General features: G+C 70.2%; 17 protein-coding genes. 8 read left to right on the forward strand and 9 right to left on the reverse strand.

Features of this window, described 5'->3' with window-relative positions; genetic code table 11:
* The first annotated feature begins 323 nt into the window (after positions 1-323).
* On the forward strand, positions 324-656 hold the full coding sequence (locus ABZU72_RS18125) for a type II toxin-antitoxin system PemK/MazF family toxin (RefSeq protein WP_355020222.1): 333 nt from the start codon (positions 324-326) through the stop codon (positions 654-656).
* Positions 657-675: 19 nt separating this feature from the next.
* On the opposite strand, the gene ABZU72_RS18130 is transcribed toward ABZU72_RS18125, so the two are convergent.
* Positions 676-1,170, reverse strand: coding sequence for a hypothetical protein (locus ABZU72_RS18130; RefSeq protein ID WP_355020223.1), 495 nt, complete (start codon positions 1,168-1,170; stop codon positions 676-678).
* Between the two features lie 98 nt (positions 1,171-1,268).
* Here ABZU72_RS18130 and ABZU72_RS18135 point away from each other — a divergent pair, with 98 nt between their 5' ends.
* The 4 genes from ABZU72_RS18135 to ABZU72_RS18150 all read left to right on the forward strand — a co-directional run bounded on the left by ABZU72_RS18135 (position 1,269) and on the right by ABZU72_RS18150 (position 7,346).
* The gene (locus tag ABZU72_RS18135; protein WP_355020224.1) at positions 1,269-3,554 is read left to right on the forward strand and encodes an HAD-IB family phosphatase; all 2,286 of its coding nucleotides are present in this window, start codon (positions 1,269-1,271) and stop codon (positions 3,552-3,554) included.
* Between the two features lie 11 nt (positions 3,555-3,565).
* The gene (locus tag ABZU72_RS18140) at positions 3,566-4,756 is read left to right on the forward strand and encodes a zinc-binding dehydrogenase (RefSeq protein WP_160021914.1); all 1,191 of its coding nucleotides are present in this window, start codon (positions 3,566-3,568) and stop codon (positions 4,754-4,756) included.
* A 15-nt stretch (positions 4,757-4,771) separates the two neighbouring features.
* The gene (locus ABZU72_RS18145; protein WP_355020225.1) at positions 4,772-6,352 is read left to right on the forward strand and encodes a lactate racemase domain-containing protein; all 1,581 of its coding nucleotides are present in this window, start codon (positions 4,772-4,774) and stop codon (positions 6,350-6,352) included.
* 61 nt (positions 6,353-6,413) lie between these two features.
* On the forward strand, positions 6,414-7,346 hold the full coding sequence (locus ABZU72_RS18150) for a lysophospholipid acyltransferase family protein (RefSeq protein WP_355020226.1): 933 nt from the start codon (positions 6,414-6,416) through the stop codon (positions 7,344-7,346).
* Between the two features lie 20 nt (positions 7,347-7,366).
* Here the strand turns inward: ABZU72_RS18150 and ABZU72_RS18155 are convergent, their stop codons facing one another.
* On the reverse strand, positions 7,367-8,449 hold the full coding sequence (locus ABZU72_RS18155) for a Vms1/Ankzf1 family peptidyl-tRNA hydrolase (RefSeq protein WP_355020227.1): 1,083 nt from the start codon (positions 8,447-8,449) through the stop codon (positions 7,367-7,369).
* A 43-nt stretch (positions 8,450-8,492) separates the two neighbouring features.
* Complete coding sequence (locus tag ABZU72_RS18160) at positions 8,493-8,927, reverse strand: hypothetical protein (protein ID WP_355020228.1); 435 nt, start codon at positions 8,925-8,927, stop codon at positions 8,493-8,495.
* Positions 8,928-9,077: 150 nt separating this feature from the next.
* Between ABZU72_RS18160 and ABZU72_RS18165 the strand changes: the two genes are divergently transcribed.
* Together ABZU72_RS18165 and ABZU72_RS18170 are read left to right on the forward strand one after the other, a co-directional pair.
* Entirely contained in the window at positions 9,078-9,470 is a 393-nt protein-coding gene (locus ABZU72_RS18165) for a hypothetical protein (protein ID WP_355020229.1), read from the forward strand.
* A gap of 7 nt (positions 9,471-9,477) precedes the next feature.
* Positions 9,478-10,350 (forward strand): serine/threonine-protein kinase, encoded by an 873-nt coding sequence (locus tag ABZU72_RS18170; RefSeq protein WP_355020230.1) that lies wholly within the window; start codon positions 9,478-9,480, stop codon positions 10,348-10,350.
* Between the two features lie 69 nt (positions 10,351-10,419).
* Here ABZU72_RS18170 and ABZU72_RS18175 read toward each other — a convergent pair whose 3' ends face one another.
* From ABZU72_RS18175 to ABZU72_RS18185, 3 genes are read right to left on the reverse strand one after another with little or no spacing between them, the layout of a single operon-like run.
* Positions 10,420-11,085, reverse strand: coding sequence for a response regulator transcription factor (locus ABZU72_RS18175; protein WP_350666096.1), 666 nt, complete (start codon positions 11,083-11,085; stop codon positions 10,420-10,422).
* Positions 11,070-12,557 (reverse strand): HAMP domain-containing sensor histidine kinase, encoded by a 1,488-nt coding sequence (locus ABZU72_RS18180; RefSeq protein WP_355020231.1) that lies wholly within the window; start codon positions 12,555-12,557, stop codon positions 11,070-11,072. Before ABZU72_RS18180 ends, ABZU72_RS18175 begins: the two co-directional genes overlap by 16 nt.
* Positions 12,526-12,798: a hypothetical protein gene (locus ABZU72_RS18185; RefSeq protein WP_355020232.1), complete on the reverse strand. Its 273-nt coding sequence runs from the start codon at positions 12,796-12,798 to the stop codon at positions 12,526-12,528. The genes ABZU72_RS18180 and ABZU72_RS18185 overlap by 32 nt, the downstream gene beginning before the upstream one ends.
* A gap of 104 nt (positions 12,799-12,902) precedes the next feature.
* Here ABZU72_RS18185 and ABZU72_RS18190 point away from each other — a divergent pair, with 104 nt between their 5' ends.
* The gene (locus ABZU72_RS18190) at positions 12,903-14,444 is read left to right on the forward strand and encodes an AMP-binding protein (RefSeq protein ID WP_355020233.1); all 1,542 of its coding nucleotides are present in this window, start codon (positions 12,903-12,905) and stop codon (positions 14,442-14,444) included.
* On the opposite strand, the gene ABZU72_RS18195 is transcribed toward ABZU72_RS18190, so the two are convergent.
* From ABZU72_RS18195 to tatA, 3 genes are read right to left on the reverse strand one after another with little or no spacing between them, the layout of a single operon-like run.
* Positions 14,441-14,899, reverse strand: a complete 459-nt coding sequence (locus ABZU72_RS18195) for a hypothetical protein (protein WP_355020234.1) — start codon at positions 14,897-14,899, stop codon at positions 14,441-14,443. The two genes, ABZU72_RS18190 and ABZU72_RS18195, sit on opposite strands and share 4 nt — an antisense overlap.
* Entirely contained in the window at positions 14,887-15,672 is a 786-nt protein-coding gene (tatC, locus tag ABZU72_RS18200; protein WP_355020235.1) for a twin-arginine translocase subunit TatC, read from the reverse strand. Before tatC ends, ABZU72_RS18195 begins: the two co-directional genes overlap by 13 nt.
* Positions 15,669-15,833 (reverse strand): twin-arginine translocase TatA/TatE family subunit, encoded by a 165-nt coding sequence (gene tatA / locus ABZU72_RS18205; protein ID WP_355020236.1) that lies wholly within the window; start codon positions 15,831-15,833, stop codon positions 15,669-15,671. The genes tatC and tatA overlap by 4 nt, the downstream gene beginning before the upstream one ends.
* Position 15,834 lies beyond the last annotated feature (1 nt).

The following is a 15,834-nucleotide window of genomic DNA, read 5'->3' on the forward strand; positions in this document are numbered from 1 at the left end:
CGGCCGGCGAAGCCGGCGGGCGAAGCCCGTCCTTGACGCGGTGCGCGATCGAGAAACACTCAAATCAAGGGTCGGCGGCGAACCTTGAAACGAAGCACAGTCGTTAAGCGAGGTTTCCCCAGCAAGAGAACCGTGTTGGTCTCGACACGCCTCCGCCTAGCGGCTCCGGCGGCTCGACCAGCGGGGCAGAGCGGCTCGACCAGCGAGGGCAAGGCGGCTCGACGCGCGTTCCCGCTATCCGGCCCATTAGACCCGAACGCCTCCAGCCAGCAGATAGGGTCACGCTGAGACCTGTGGCGTGCCGTAGCGTGTCAGGAGGACATGTGCAACGTGGCGAAGTCTGGTGGGTGGAGTTCGACGAGCGTCGGCCGGTGGTGCTGCTGTCGGACGAGGACGCGTCCGGGATCCAGGTGATGCAGGTAGTCGCCCCGGCGGGTGTCGACATCACCGGCTTGGGCGTCGAAGTGGCAGTAGGCGCCACCGAAGGACTGCCCTTTGAAGGCGTGGTCCGGTTTGCGTTGCCGCGCCCAGGCTTCACCCCCTGCACGTGGCTGACGACCCTGTCCCGAGACGACCTGATCGAGCGAGCAGGCGCCCTGCCCTCCGCGAAACTCAGCGAGATCGAAGATGCCCTCCGTCTCGGTGGACTCCGGTAGACGGAGTTCGACCAAGGGGTCAGTCGGCAACCATCTCCACGAGCCGCCCCATCGCACTTACCTCAGCATCGTGAACCCCTTGATCAGGGACGATGACAAGCGACCACAGCCGACTCCCGACAGCAACATTGCCGACCACGAGATCGCCGTCATCGTGCGACTCGATACACACGAACGCCCGGTCGTCGATCTCAACCGGCGCAGGAGAGGAGATGCAGTCCTCCCGGCTGGCGGAGAGCCCGGCAGAGACGGAGGTGTCGACCAAGGTCGTCACGAAGATCGCGCCCCGGTCGCTGGTGTAGGTGCAGACGTCCTCGTCGGCGGTATGCGACCAGGATCCGGGGATGGCGCTGGCGACCTGACCAGGTTCGAAGAGACAGGGTCCGGAGGCTTCGACGGGGGAGGAGGTCGACGGGCTCGGGCCAGGGCTGCTGGTGGTGGGCTCCCCGGAGCCGCAGCCGGCGAGAGCGGTCGCCAAGAGGACGGCTGCGACGCTCAGCAGCTTCCTCGACACGTATGGCTCCTCGGGGTTTCGGGGGTTCCACGCAGTTTCTCAGGTCGAGCCCGGAAAAGGAGTCACGGGGGTTGCCTCGAGCGGGCACAATCGCAACCGTGACCTCTGACCTGGCGCAGGGAAACCATTACGACGACGATCCTCGGGCCTCCATTCGGGAGCGGCTCGCGGGGCAGCATGTGCTGCTCACGGGAGTGACCGGGTTCGTCGGCGAGGCGCTGCTGCATCTGATGCTGACCGAGGTGCCGGACGTACGTCTCAGCGTCCTGGTCCGGCCCAAGGGGTCGACATCGGGGGCGGACCGGATCGCGAAGATGCTGACCAAGCCGATCTTCGAGTCCGTCTCGGACGCGGAGGTGAACGTCGTCGAGGGCGATCTCTCCGCTCCGCCGTCGCTGCCGGACGATCTCGACGCCGTGGTGCACTCCGCGGGCGATGTCTCCTTCGACCCGCCGGTCGACGAAGGGTTCGTCACCAACGTCGTCGGCGTCCGCGAGCTGCTCAGGCGGGTCGCGGAGACGGGGCGGGACATCCACTACCTGCACGTCTCGACCGCGTACGTCTCCGGGCGGCGCCGTGGACACATCCCCGAGGGGCCGGTCGACCACTCCGTCGACGTGGACGCCGAGCTGGCCTGGGGGCTGGCGCAGCGGGCGGCCGTCGAGGAGCGCTCGCGCGGCGTCGAGGTGATCTCCAAGCTGCGCAAGCAGGCCGAGCGCGAGCACGGTCGGGCAGGTCTGATGACCGCCGCCGCTGCCGCCGAGGAGGCGCGCAAGAAGTGGGTGAAGGACGAGCTCGTACGCCTCGGCACCGAGCGAGCGCGGTCGCTGGGCTGGACCGACGCCTACACGTTCACCAAGGCGCTGGGCGAGCGCGTGGTCGAAGCCCACGCCGCAGCGGGGAACCGGGCCACGATCTACCGCCCGGCGATCATCGAGTCGGCCGTCTCCCGCCCCTATCCGGGCTGGATCGAGGGCTTCAAGATGGCCGAGCCGCTGATCCTCGCCTACGGCCGCGGCGAGCTGCCGCTCTTCCCCGCAGCCGCGGACACCCCCGTCGACATCGTGCCGGTCGACCACGTCGTCGCCTCGATCGTGGCGTGCCTGGCGCACCCGCCCGAGCACGGCGAACCGGCCTACTTCCATCTCGCTTCCGGCGACCGCAACCCGGTGACCTTCGGGATGCTCTACGAGACCGTGCGGGCCTACTTCTCCAAGGAGCCGTTCGCGGCCGGTGACCGCGGCGCGGCCCGACTGCCGGAGTGGACGTTCCCGGGCGGGGCCTCGGTCGAGCGGATGATGGTGACCGGGGAGAGGGTCCACAAGATCGCCGACAGGCTGCTGGGGATGGCTCCACGTAGCGACCGCACCCGCAGCTGGGCGCGCGACCTCGACCGGCAGGGTCGGCGGCTGCAGTTCCTGCGTCGCTACCTGGATCTCTACAAGGAGTACGCCCAGGCCGACCTGCGCTTCGTCGACGAAAACACGCTCGCGCTCTATCGGTCGCTGTCGCCGGCCGACCAGGAGACCTTCGCCTTCGACACCGGCGTGATCGACTGGCACGAATACCTCCACGACATCCACGTGCCGTCGGTGACCAAGCCGGTCCGTGAGCTCGACGAGCTGCGCAAGCTGCGGAAGCGGCCCGACTCCGGCCGGTTGCCTCAGCTCAAGGACGGGCGGGTCGCGGCCTTCTTCGACCTCGACGGCACCCTGATGTCCTCCAACGTGATCGAGACCTACCTGTGGCTGCGGCTCGGTGAGCTCTCCGGCTCCCAGAAGGCGGCCGAGATCGCCCGGATGGCGAGCAAGGTGCCCGGCTACGTGTGGGCGGACCGCACCGAGCGCGGCACGCTGCTGCGTACGGTCTACAAGGAGTACGCCGGCGCCCGGCTCTCCGAGCTGGACGAGATCGTCGACGAGCACCTGACCACGCACATCCTCGGTCGGCTGGCCCCGGACGCGGTCCGGCGGATCCGGGAGCACCGGGCGGCGGGGCACGTCACGGTGCTGGTCACCGGCGCGATCCGGCCGCTGACCAGGCCGCTGATGCCGCTGTTCGACCACATCGAGGCGGCAGATCTGGCCGTCGACGACCGTGGGTTCTGCACCGGCCACATGGCCGCGTCGCCGCTGGTCGGGGAGTCGCGCGGGGCTTTCGTTCGGGAGTGGTCGCGCCGCGAGGGCATCTCGCCGGCCGACAGCTTCGCCTACGCCGACTCCCACTCCGACCTCCCGCTGCTCGCCGCGGTCGGACACCCGGTGGCGGTCCGGCCCGACGTACCTCTCTTCCGCCACGCCAAGAAGTCGCACTGGACCATCGTCGACTGGGAGTCGCCGGGCCACGCGAGCCGGACGCTCGACCCGGCTGGGCTGCACCGATGAGGAGGGGCTGAATGCTCGCGCTCGAGATGTACCGCAGCGTCGCCAAGACGGCGCTGGGGAAGGTCGCCGGCGGACGGCTGCCGCTGCTGCTGACCGGGGCGGCGGCGCCGCTGCGGATGGTGACGCTCGACCCGCCACGGGTCGAGCACGACGGATGGGCGCGGCTGCGGGTCTCCCTGTCCGGCATCTGCGGCTCCGACCTCGGGATGCTGTCGGGGAGGACGAGCCTCTACTTCCAGCCGCTGGTGAGCCTGCCGTTCGTGCCCGGCCACGAGATCGTGGGCGAGCTGCTCGACCCCTGCGGCGACCTGGCGGCCGGGACCCGCGTGGTCGTCGACCCGGTCCTGACCTGCGCCGCGCGCGGGCTGGAGGCGTGCGAGGCGTGTGCGCGGGGCGAGACCAACCGGTGCTCCCGGATCACCGTCGGCGACATCTCCTCCGGGCTGCAGACCGGGTTCTGTCACGACACCGGCGGTGGCTGGTCGCAGCAGCTCTCGGTGCACCGCTCCCAGCTCCACGTGGTGCCCGACGGCTACTCCGACGAGCAGGCGCTGCTCGCCGAGCCGGTCGCCTGTGCGGTGCACACCGCTCGCCGGGCCGCGGTCAAGCCCGGTGACCGCGTGCTCGTCTCGGGTGCCGGGGCGGTCGGGCTGCTGGCCACGCTGGCCCTGCGCGAGCTCACCGACGCCGGTGAGATCCTGGTGGTCGCCAAGCACGCTCATCAGCGCGAGCTGGCGCTCGAGTTCGGCGCCACCGAGGTCGTCGCGCCGTCGGAGACGCTGCGCAGGATCAGGCGCGCGACCAGCGCGTTCATGCTCGAGCCGGAGATGCTCTCCTCGCCCTACCTCCTCGGCGGCGTGGACGTGACCGTCGACGCGGTCGGCTCCAAGGAGTCGCTGCAGACCTGCCTGCACGCCACCCGCGCGGGTGGACGCGTGGTGCTCTCCGGGATGCCCGCCTCCGCCGATCTGTCCGCGGCCTGGTTCCGGGAGCTCGAGGTGGTCGGGACGTACGCCTCCTCGCGCGGCTCCGGCGACTTCGCCACCGCCCTCGACCTGGTCGGCCACGACGCCATGTGCCGCCTGGCCAAGACCGTCGCGCCCTACCCGCTCCATCGCTGGCGCGAGGCGCTCGACCATGCCCACTCAGCCGGTCGGCTCGGCACCGTCAAGGTGGCGTTCGACCCGAGACGTACGTCCTGAAGAAGGAGAGACACGATGACACGACCAGGTTTCGTGCTGGAGGTCGACGACCGTACGCCGCCCCTGCTCGTCCACGAGGGGCTCGGGTTCAGGCTGGAGGAGTTCCCGCAGGGCACCCGGGTGATCTACCCGCCGGAGTCGCTGCCGACGGTGCCAGACGTGGACGCGGCGATCCGGGAGTCGCTGGAGAACCCGGTCGACTCCGAACCGCTGCGGGAGCTGATGTTCCCGGGGATGCGGCTGACGATCGCCTTCGACGACCTCTCGCTGCCGCTGCCGACCATGAAGGCGCCCGACATCCGGGGCCGGATCATCGAGCAGGTGCTCACGATCGCGGCCGAGAAGGGCGTCGACGACGTCGAGATCATCGCCGCGCTGGCCCTGCACCGCCGGATGACCGACGCCGAGATGAAGCACATCGTCGGCGAGCGCGTCTTTCGCAGCTTCGCGCCGCAGGGGCTGCTCTACAACCACGACGCCGAAGACCGCGCCAACCTCGAGCACATGGGCGTCACCGAGAAGGGCGAGGATGTCGAGATCAACAAGCGGGCGGCCACCTCCGACCTGCTGATCTACGTCAACGTGAACCTCGTCGCGATGGACGGCGGCCACAAGTCGGTCGGCATCGGGCTGGCCTCCTACAAGTCGATCAAGCACCACCACAACGCCAAGACGATGGTGCACTCGCGCTCGTTCATGGACCACAAGCACTCCGAGATGCACTCCTCGGCCTGGCGGATGGGCCGGCTGATCGGCGAGCACGTCAAGGTCTTCCAGATCGAGACGACGCTCGACAACGAGGTGTTCGGGAAGCCGTACGACACGCTGCTCAAGCGCGAGTGGGAGTGGTCGCTGCGCGACCAGGCCACCGTGCTCGGCCTGCGCCGCGGGCTGGCGGTCGCGCCGCAGAAGATGCGCCACAAGATGTTCCACGACCTGCGCTCCAACTACGGGCTGACCGGGATCACCGCCGGCGCCGTCGAGCCGGTGCACGAGCTGACGGTGCAGCGCGTCCACCAGCAGCAGCGGGTCAAGGTCGAGGGGCAGTCCGACGTGATGGTGATGGGGGTGCCCTATCTCGGCCCCTACAACGTCAACTCGACCATGAACCCGATCCTGGCCGCCTGCATGGGGCTGGGCTACTACTTCAACTCCTACCTGCGCCAGCCGGTCGTGCGCGCGGGTGGCGTCGCGATCCTCTACCACCCGCTCGACGAGGGCTTCAACACCCTGACGCACCCCTCCTACGTCGACTTCTACGAGGAGGTGCTGGCCGACACGAACGACCCGGCGCTGATCGGGCCGAAGTTCGAGGAGCAGTTCGCCACGGACCCCTGGTACGTCCACCTCTACCGCACCTCGAACGCCTACCACGGCGTCCACCCGTTCTACATGTGGTACTGGATCGCGCACGCCCTCGACCACCTCGGCGACGTCATCTGGGTCGGCGGCAACCCCAAGGCCGCCGCGCGGATGGGCTTCCGGAGCGCGTCGACGTTGCGGGATGCGCTCGAGATGGCGAGCTCGACCGTCGGCCCGTCCCCGTCGATCACCTACCTCCGCAACCCTCCGCACCTCCTGGCGGACGTCCGATGAGCGCCATCGTCGGTCGAGCCGCGAGCGCCAGCGAGCGTGTCGAGACCAGCGGGGGCGGCTCATGAGTAGTTTCTGGAAGGACACCGCCCGCGACGTACGGCTCTTCCAAAGAGGCTGGCGGTGGGGTCACCGGGCGCAGGTGCCGCGGTCGGCGGAGCCGTTCGTGCCGCCGGCTACGACGACGGTCTTCGACAACGAGTGGTCGCGCAGGCCGGCCGCGCGAGCGGTCAGGGAGGTCGCGCAGGCCGGGCTCGAGGCGGTCTTCCGGTCGCAGGTGAAGACCCAGGTCGAGGGGCTGGACGTGCTCGAGAGGCTCGACGGGCCGGTGATCTTCGTGGCCAACCACGCCTCCCACCTGGACACTCCGCTGATCCTGCTGAGCCTTCCGGACCAGTGGCGGCGGCGTACGGCGGTGGCGGCCGCGGCCGACTACTTCTTCGACACCTGGTGGCGGGCGGTGGGCTCCTCGCTGGTCTTCAACACGCTGCCGATCGACCGACGCGGGGGCGCGCTCGCGAACGCACCCGGGGAGGTGCTCGCCGACGGCTGGTCGCTGGTCGTCTTCCCGGAGGGCACCCGGTCCAAGGACGGCACCGTCGGCCGGTTCCGGTCCGGCGCCGCCTACCTGGCCATCGAGTACGGCGTCCCCGTCGTCCCGATCGCCCATCGCGGCACCTACGCGGCGATGCCGCGCGGGGTGAACTGGCCCGGCAAGGACAGGGCCGGCGGCCGTCGCCAACTGACCGTACGCTTCGGGGAGCCGCTCCGCCCGGCCGAGGGCGAGTCGATCCGCGAGTTCGCGCCCCGGATCCGGACGGCGGTGGCGAGGCTGCTGGATGAGGACGCCACGGACTGGTACGCCTCGATGCGCCGCGCTGCCGAGGAGCGCACGCCCGACCCCGCCGGCGAGGAGATCGCCGAGTGGCGCAAGGTCTGGGCGGCCACCGAGTCACCCGACCCCGAGCCGGACCGGCTCAGGGCCTGGCGCCGTTGATCCTGTGCCGCTGAGCCGGGTCAGGCCCAGCGCAGCAGCGCTGCCACAGGGGCGTCGCCGAGCAGGCTGGCGGGCAGGACGTACACCTCCGCGTCGGTGAGGACCGCGGCGGCGATGAGCGCCTCGCCGGCCTCGACCGGACCGGAGACCGGGGCCTCTCCGAAGGTGAGGCCGGGATGATCCGCCGGGTCGAGCATGCGGCCGGCCAGCGCGCCGGGGTCGATCAGCAGGGTCTCGACGCGGCCGGTGACGAAGGCGTCGGCAACGTCGCGTACGCCGGTGGCCTCGCGCTCGCCCCGGCCCCAGGCCTCCTCGAGCCGACGTACCAGCGCCGTGCGGCGGCGTACGACCTGGTCCAGCAGCGCGCTGCGGATCGCCTCGTTGCGAGCGTGGTCGCCGCCGTCCTCGGCGCGCTGACCGCTCGCCAGCTCGACCACCTCGGCCGACAGCCCGGAGAGGTCGTCGCGCAGTCTGCCCACCGTCGTCGGGTCGCCGCCGATGAGGACGAGCTCATGGCCGTGGTCGCGGACCAGCCTGGTCACCTCCTCGGCGACCTTGTCGGCGCTGTGGCGCCAGACGTTGTCGGTGGTCTGCTGCATGCGGTAGGCGGCCCACCCGACGTTGTCCCGGATCTTGTGGACGTGCTCGAGCTCGTCGCCCTCCGCGGTGGTCGTGCTCGTCGGCTGCGGCAGTCCTGAGTCCCACAGCGAGATCTCGCCACCGGTGTGGTCGGCCAGGACCAGCACGAACGGCATCGACGTCTCGCGCGCGGCGATCCAGGAGCCGAGGTCGGGCAGCATGTCCCAGGTCGCGACCGGGTGGGGGACCGCGGCAACGGCGACCTCGTCGTAGGCGATCCCCTCGGGCGTCGCGACGACGACCCGCGCGAGCGGGGCAGGCTGACGTACGTTCGCCTCCAGCCGGTCGGAGACCTGGGCGACGACGCCCGGGGGAGCCCCCTGGGCGGAGAGCTCTTCACAGGCGGCGCGCACCCGCAGCTCCTTGGCGTGGGCCGCGTTCTCCGAGTCCTGGCTGACATCGGCCAGCACGGTGGCGTACGGCCCGGGTCGGGTCAACAGGTTGGTGAATCCAGCAGTGTCCATATCGGTGTGGTACCCACTGACAGGGGATGTGACACGCGCTCGATCAACCGGCTGCGCAGGTGACCTCGGTGACCCGCCACTCCTCGTCCTTGCCCTCGCCGGAGCGGGCGACCTCGAAGGTGAACACGGACTGACCGCCGTCGGGGGTCAGCTCCACCGTGGCGCCGGTCTCGGTGAGGTCGGTGGAGGTGATGCGTACCTTCTCCAGGTGACCGCGCGCGTCAGCCGTCTTCTCGGTGGGCGGGGTCTGGACCGAGGGACAGGCCCGCGCCCACTGCGCCACCAGCTCCGGCTTCGCCTCGACCGTGGTCCAGCTCGTGGTCCGCGCGAACTGGCTGGCGGCCGTCTCGGACTGCTCGATGGCGTGCTCGCGGAAGCGCGAGCGCGAGTAGCCGTACCCGGCGACCGAGATCAGCACCCCGACCAGCAGCAGTACACCGACCTTGAGCGCGATCTCGCGCCGCTCGCTGCTTTGCACGGGACGTTCCTACCACCACCGGCCCCAGGACCCGAACCGGCTCGCGGATGAGAGAGCTCTCATGGTCATCTCACGATCACCTCACCGCGGGTCGAGATGGTTCTTGCATGGCGCCGGGAACACCCGGGGCAGAACCTGAAGGGACGAATGATGAAGAAGTTTCCGATGATCCTCGGGACCGGCCTGGTCGGCGTGGTCGCGGCCGCTGTGTTCAGCTACCAGAGCGCTGCCGCTGTCGATGACGACGGCTATGCCAAGCGCGAGGAGAAGTCCAACACCCAGGTGAACACCGTCGACGATGACGACGACAACGACGCCGACGACGTCACCCGCGACGCCGCCGGCAACGACACCGCGACCAACGGCACCGGCGTGACCCGGGCGACCAAGGACAACACCCGGGACAACACCCGCGACAAGGTCACCCGCGACGACCAGACCAAGGACGACAACACCAAGGACGACAACACCAAGGACAACACGCGGGACAACACGCGGGACAACACGCGGAACGACAACACCAACGACCGGACCCAGGGCTGAGTCGAAGATGACCGACACCTGGGGCCTGGTCCAGGGTGACGCGATCACCCCCGAGCTGACCGCGATGCGGCTGCTCGGGGGCGGCTCGTCGTACGAGGCCTTCCTGGCCTTCGACGAGATCACCTACGGGCCGGTCGTCGCCAAGGTCCTGCGACCGAACCTGATCGACAGCGAGACCAGCCGCAGCGCGCTGCGGCGCGAGACCGACGCACTGACGCAGCTGCGCCATCCGGTCCTCGTCCGCGGCCTGCGCGAGGACCTCGACGGCGAGCGCCCGTACGTCGTGATGGAGCACGTCGAGGGCCCCCGGCTCTCGACGCTGGTCCGCCGCCACGGGCGCCTCCCGGAGCAGCAGTACCTGCCGCTGGCGCTCGACCTCGCCTCGGCGCTGCACTACCTGCGGCGCTCCGGCTGGGTGCACCTCGACATCAAGCCGAGCAACCTGATCATGGGCTCGCCGGCCCGGCTGATCGACCTCTCCGTGGCCCGCCCGACCGCAGCGGCGGCCGCTCTGCGCCACGAGATCGGCACCGACGCCTACATGGCCCCCGAGCAGTGCCTGCCCGGCGAGCTGGGCGAGGTCGGCCCCGCCAGCGACGTCTGGGCCCTCGGCGCGACGCTCTTCCACGCGGTCACCGGCGAGCGGCCGTTCCCCCATGGCGACCCGTCGGCGGCTGACCGCACCGAGCGCTACCCGCAGCTCGTCTCCGGCCCCGGCGACCTCCCCAGGCGTACGCCGCCCGAGGTCGTCAAGGTCATCGAGGCGTGCCTCGCCCCGGCCGCCGGTGACCGGCCGGCCCCGGCGGAGATCGCCGAGACCGTCTCGCCCGCGCTGGAGCGGCTTCCGCGAGCCTCGCTGGGCGGCCTGCGGATCCACTGACCCTTCTCCCATCCCCTGCAGCTGAGGGCCCGGCGCCTGCCGGGCCCTCAGCCGTTCCCGGAGCCGGGATCAGGGCTGGAAGCGGTAGCCCATGCCGCGTACGGTCTCGACCCGGGCCGAGCCCAGCTTCTTGCGCAGGTAGCCGACGTAGACGTCGACGACGTTGGAGCCGGGGTCGAAGTCCATGCCCCAGGCCAGGTCGAGCAGCTGCGCGCGGGAGAGGACCTGCCCCGGATGCCGCAGCAGCACCTCCGCAAGCGCGAACTCACGCGCCGAGAGGTCGCTCTCGCGCCCGTCGACCCGCAGCCGCCGCGTACGTAGGTCCAGGCCCACCGAACCGGAGCGGAGCTCGCCCACCTCGGCGTCGGTGTTGTCCTGCTGCCGCAGGCGTACGTTGATCCGGGCCCGCAGCTCGGCGAAGCGGAACGGCTTGGCCAGGTAGTCGTCGGCGCCGCCCTCGAGCGCCGAGACGGTGTCGTGCACCGAGTCGCGGGCGGTCAGCACGACCACCGGCATCCGGGATCCCTGGGCGCGCAGCTGGTCGAGCACCTCGAAGCCGTCGATGGTCGGCAGGCCGATGTCGAGCACCATCAGGTCGAAGGCGCCGCTCAGCGCCTCCTCGAGTCCCTCCAGCCCGTCGGCGACGGTGCTGACCTGGTGGCCGTCGGCGCTCAGGCCCTTGGCGAGGAAGGCCGCGATGCGGTCCTCGTCCTCGACGATCAGGATGCGGGCCATGCCTCTCCTTCGGTGCGTGCGGGCAGGGTGATCGTGAAGCGGGCGCCGGAGGGTGTCGCGTCCTCGACGCCCACGGTGCCGCCGTGGGCGGTGGCGATCGCGGAGACGATGGCGAGGCCGAGTCCGAGTCCGGGCCGGTCGCCCGAGCCGGTCTCCGCGCTGCGCGCGAACCGCTCGAAGATCCGCTCCCGGTCCTCGGCCGGCACGCCCGGTCCGGTGTCGCGCACCCACAGCCGCAGGGTGCCGTCGACGGTCGCCGAGCCGACCGCGATCCGGTCGCCGGGCGCGGTGTGTCCGGCGGCGTTGTCGCACAGCTGCAGCATCGCCTGGGTGACCCGCTGCGGGTCCAGGCGCCAGGTGCCGGGAGTCGCCGCGTCGAGGTGCCAGTCGCGGTCGGCGAGGGCGCTGGCCTTGGCCAGGATGTCCTCGGTGAGGGTGTCGACGTCGACCTCCTCCAGGGTGAGGAAGTCGGGCCGGTCGTGCTTGGCCAGCAGGATCAGGTCGCCGACCAGACGGCTCATCCGGTCGACCTCGTCGAGCGCCAGCCGCCGGGTCTGCTCGACCTCGGCCGGGTCGGACTCATCGAGGAGCTCGAGGTGGCCGCCGATGATCGTCAGCGGCGTACGCAGCTCGTGCCCCGCGTCGTCGAGGAACTGGCGCTGGTCGGAGAACGCCTGCTCCAGCCGGGCCAGCATGTCGTTGAAGTTCCTGGTCAGGGCCGAGATGTCGTCGTTGCCCGACTCGGGCAGCCGGGCGGAGAGGTCGGTGGCGTTGACCGCTCCGGTCGCCTGCCGGAGTCTGGTCAGCGGGGCCAGCAGCCGCCCGGACTGCCAGGCCGCGACCACGGTGACGAGCAGGGCGAGAAGGGCGGCCACGATCGTGTAGGTGCGCATCGTGCTGCGCAGCTCGGCACGGTCCTCGTCGAGGTAGGAGACGACGAGGAGGGCGCCCTCGGTGGTGCCCTGGGCGTTGTCCTGCCGCACCGGCTGGCTGGTGATGCGTACCTCGCCGTCCGCGGTGTCGAGATAGGTCGTCCCGCCGTCCACGACCACATCGGCGACGGCCTCGCTGAACCGCGCGGTGGTGATCAGCGGGTCTTCGGGGAAGTGTGCGCGCGCCCGGCCGTCGACCCAGGCGACGAGGAGCTCGTCGTCGTCGGGCACGTTGCGGCTCAGGAACGTCCGCAGCAGGCCCTCCACGTCGTACGGTGCCCTGGTCTCGGGGTCGATGCCCTCGGTGCGCAGCCTGGAGAACTCGTCGAGCTCCTGCTCCATCTCGCGCGTGGTCGCGGCCTCGACCCGGCTGAGCTCGACGACGTAGACGATGAGACCGGCGCCGGCCAGGGCGAGGGTGACCAGTAGAGCGACCGAGGCGGTGATCCGGGCGCGCACGGACAGCCCCCGGCGCCGCGGGGGCGGTGTGGTCCCGGGTGGCTGAGGGTCAGTCGTCGTCATGTCGGTCGTCGCGGTCATCGTCGTCGTCATCATCATCGTCGACGGGACCAGGGGTGACGACCGGGACACCCGAGGGATCCGTGCTCGATGAGGAGCCCGGGGATCCGGGCGAGGAGGGCGAGACGCTCTCCGAGGGCAGCACGACGGGCTCGCGAGGCGGCGGGTCGTTGTCGGAGGCTCCGGCGAAGGAGGCGGCCAGGTAGACGCCGACCGCCACCAGGACGACCAGCGGGAGGATGAGTTTCAGGGTGCGGGACATGACCCTCCGATAGTGCCTGACCACCTGTCCGATGTGGGGGTCCATGAGAGACCTCTCATCGATACAGTGATCCGGGTCACCACTTGCACCTGGAGGTAACGCCCGTGTTCGTCCCGTTCAGCGTCAACGACTTCATCGACCGTGCCGCAGCCGTCTACGGCGAGCGGGTGGGCATCATCGACGAGCCCGACCAGCCGGCGGCCTCCCTCGGGGAGGTGACGTACGCCGAGATGAAGTCGCTCGCGAAGCGGATGGCGGCGAGGCTCGACGAGCTCGGCATCGGGGTGGGGGAGCGGGTCGCGATCGTCTCCCACAACTCGGCGCGACTGCTGACCGCGTTCTACGGCGTCTCCGGCTACGGGCGCATCTTGGTGCCCGTCAACTTCCGTCTCCGTCCCGACGAGGTCTCCTACATCGTGGAGCAGTCCGGCGCCTCGGTGCTCTGGGTCGACCCCGAGGTCGACGAGGCGCTGAAGGACGTGACCGCGAAGCATCGGTTCGTGCTCGGAGACGACGCCAACCTCTACGCCGCGGAGGGTGTCGAGCCGAAGCCGTGGGAGCCGGACGAGAACGCGACCGCGGCGATCAACTACACCTCCGGCACCACCGCCCGGCCCAAGGGCGTGCAGATCACCCACCGCAACATCTGGACCAACGCGATGACCTTCGCGCTGCACGCCGGTTGCAACGACCGCGACGTCTACCTGCACACGCTGCCGATGTTCCACGCCAACGGCTGGGGGATGCCGTTCGCGGCGACCGGCCTCGGCATCAAGCACATCGTGCTGCGCAAGGTCGACGGGATGGAGATCCTGCGCCGCGTACGCGACCACGGAGTCACCTACATGTGCGCCGCCCCCGCGGTGGCGGCCGCCGTGCTCGACGCGCTTCCGCAGTGGCAGGCGACCGAGGGCGAGATCCCGGGACGGGACAAGGTTCGGATCATCATGGCCGGTGCGCCGCCGCCCACGAAGACGGTCGTCCGCGTCCAGGAGGAGCTCGGCTGGGAGTTCATCCAGATCTACGGCCTCACCGAGACCTCGCCGCTGCTGACCATCAACCGCACCCGTGCCGAGTGGGACGACCTCGACCCGATGGAGCGCGCCGCGAAGCTGACCCGCGCCGGCGCGCCCGCGATCGGGGTGAGCCTCGACATCTCGCCCGACAAGGAGGTCCTGGCCCGCTCCAACGTCGTGCTCGAGGGCTACTGGGAGAAACCGGAGGAGACCGAGAAGGCGCTGGCCGACGGCTGGTTCCACACCGGCGACGGCGGCAGCCTCGGCGACGACGGCTACCTCACCATCTCCGACCGCATCAAGGACGTCATCATCACCGGCGGCGAGAACGTCTCGAGCGCCGAGGTCGAGGACGTCCTCTTCCTGCACCCCTCGGTCGCCGAGGTCGCTGTCATCGGCATCCCCAGCGAGAAGTGGGGCGAGACCATCCTGGCCCTCGTCGTCCTCGCCGAGGGCGCCCAGGCGACGCAGGAGGAGCTGATCGCCTGGAGCAAGGAACGAGCCGCCGGCTACAAGGCGCCGACGGTCGTCGAGTTCCGCGACTCCCTGGCGCGTACGGCCACCGGCAAGCTGCAGAAGTTCAAGCTCCGCGAGCCCTACTGGGGCGACCGCGAACGCAAGGTCAACTAGCTCCGGACAGGATTCTCGAGGAGCTGCTCGACCTCGGCCAGGAGGAGCTCGGTCTCGTCGTCCGCGGCCGGAGTTGGGACGTGGGCGGCGAGGCGGCGGGGGTCGTCCTCCGGCAGGGAGTCGATCAGGATCCGGCGAGGATGCGCGGAGCCGCCGGTGACCAGATACTTCTGTCCGGGACGTACGCGGCTTGCTTGTTCCTCCAGGTCAGCCTCGTCTGCAGGCCGCGCGGACGCTGGCTCGGTGAGTGCCTTCCGCACGATCCGGCGCGGGTCGTACTGGCGTACGTCCAGGGCTTCGAGGTCCGCCCGAGCCTTGGACGCGTCGACGAAGCTTCGGACGGAGCGGATCAGCTCGGCGAGCCGGTGGGTGTAGATCGGGAGCCGCTGGGGGCCGATCACGAGGCCGGCGACGATCGCGACCAGGAAGAGCTTCTCGAAGGTCAGGCCGAACATGGCTGGCTCCTGATCAGTCGGCGGTCGTGCAGATGGGTGATGAGGACGGCGGCGGCGAACAGGGCCGACATCGGCGCGGCGACGAGGAACATCGACAGTACGTCGGCAGCCGGTGTCACCAGCGCGCTGAACAGCACGATGACGACCACGATGGTGCGCCAGCTGCGCCGCAGGGTGCTCGAGGGGAGCAGGCCGAGCGCGTTGAGCACGACCACGAAGACCGGGAGCACGAACGCGACCCCGATCGCGAGGACCATCTTCATCACGAAGTCGACGTAGTAGCCGGCGTTGAGGATGGTGCTGTCCTCGGCCGACGAGAACCCGGCGAGCATCTCGACCATGTGCGGGAAGAGCAGGAAGCCGAACGCGCATCCCGCGGCGAAGAGCGGGATCGCGGCCGCCAGGAACCCGAAGGTGTACTTCCGCTCGCGGCGGGTCAGCCCGGGGGTGACGTACGCGAACAGCTCGGCGAGCCAGATCGGGCTGGAGAGGATCACGCCGGTGAAGAGCGCGATCTTGAGCTTGAGGTCGAAGGCACCGGTGACGGTGTCGTAGTTGAGGCTGGCGTCCTGGGACTGGGCGATCTGCTCGATCGGGGAACGCAGGACCTCCAGGATCTGGTCGGAGAGCCAGAAGCCGACGACCACGCCGACGAGGAGCGCCACCGCCGCACGGATCCCACGCCTGCTCGCCTCGCGCAGGTGGCCGGCGACGGGCATGGTCCCCTTCGCGGTCGGAGGGGCGGTGACCGGTGCGGCGGTGGCGGTGGTCATGACGCCCTGCGGTCGGTCACGGCCTCGTGGGTCTCGTCCTTGAGGATGCGTACGGACTGGCCGACGCTCCGGGCGAGGGCCGGCAGCTTCGCCGAGCCGAAGACGAGCAGGATGATGGCGAGGATGACGAGGGCGTGCCAGCCCGTGAGGTTCTGCAACATG

This window comes from Nocardioides sp. NPDC004968 (genome assembly GCF_040608935.1).
GTDB lineage: Bacteria > Actinomycetota > Actinomycetes > Propionibacteriales > Nocardioidaceae > Nocardioides.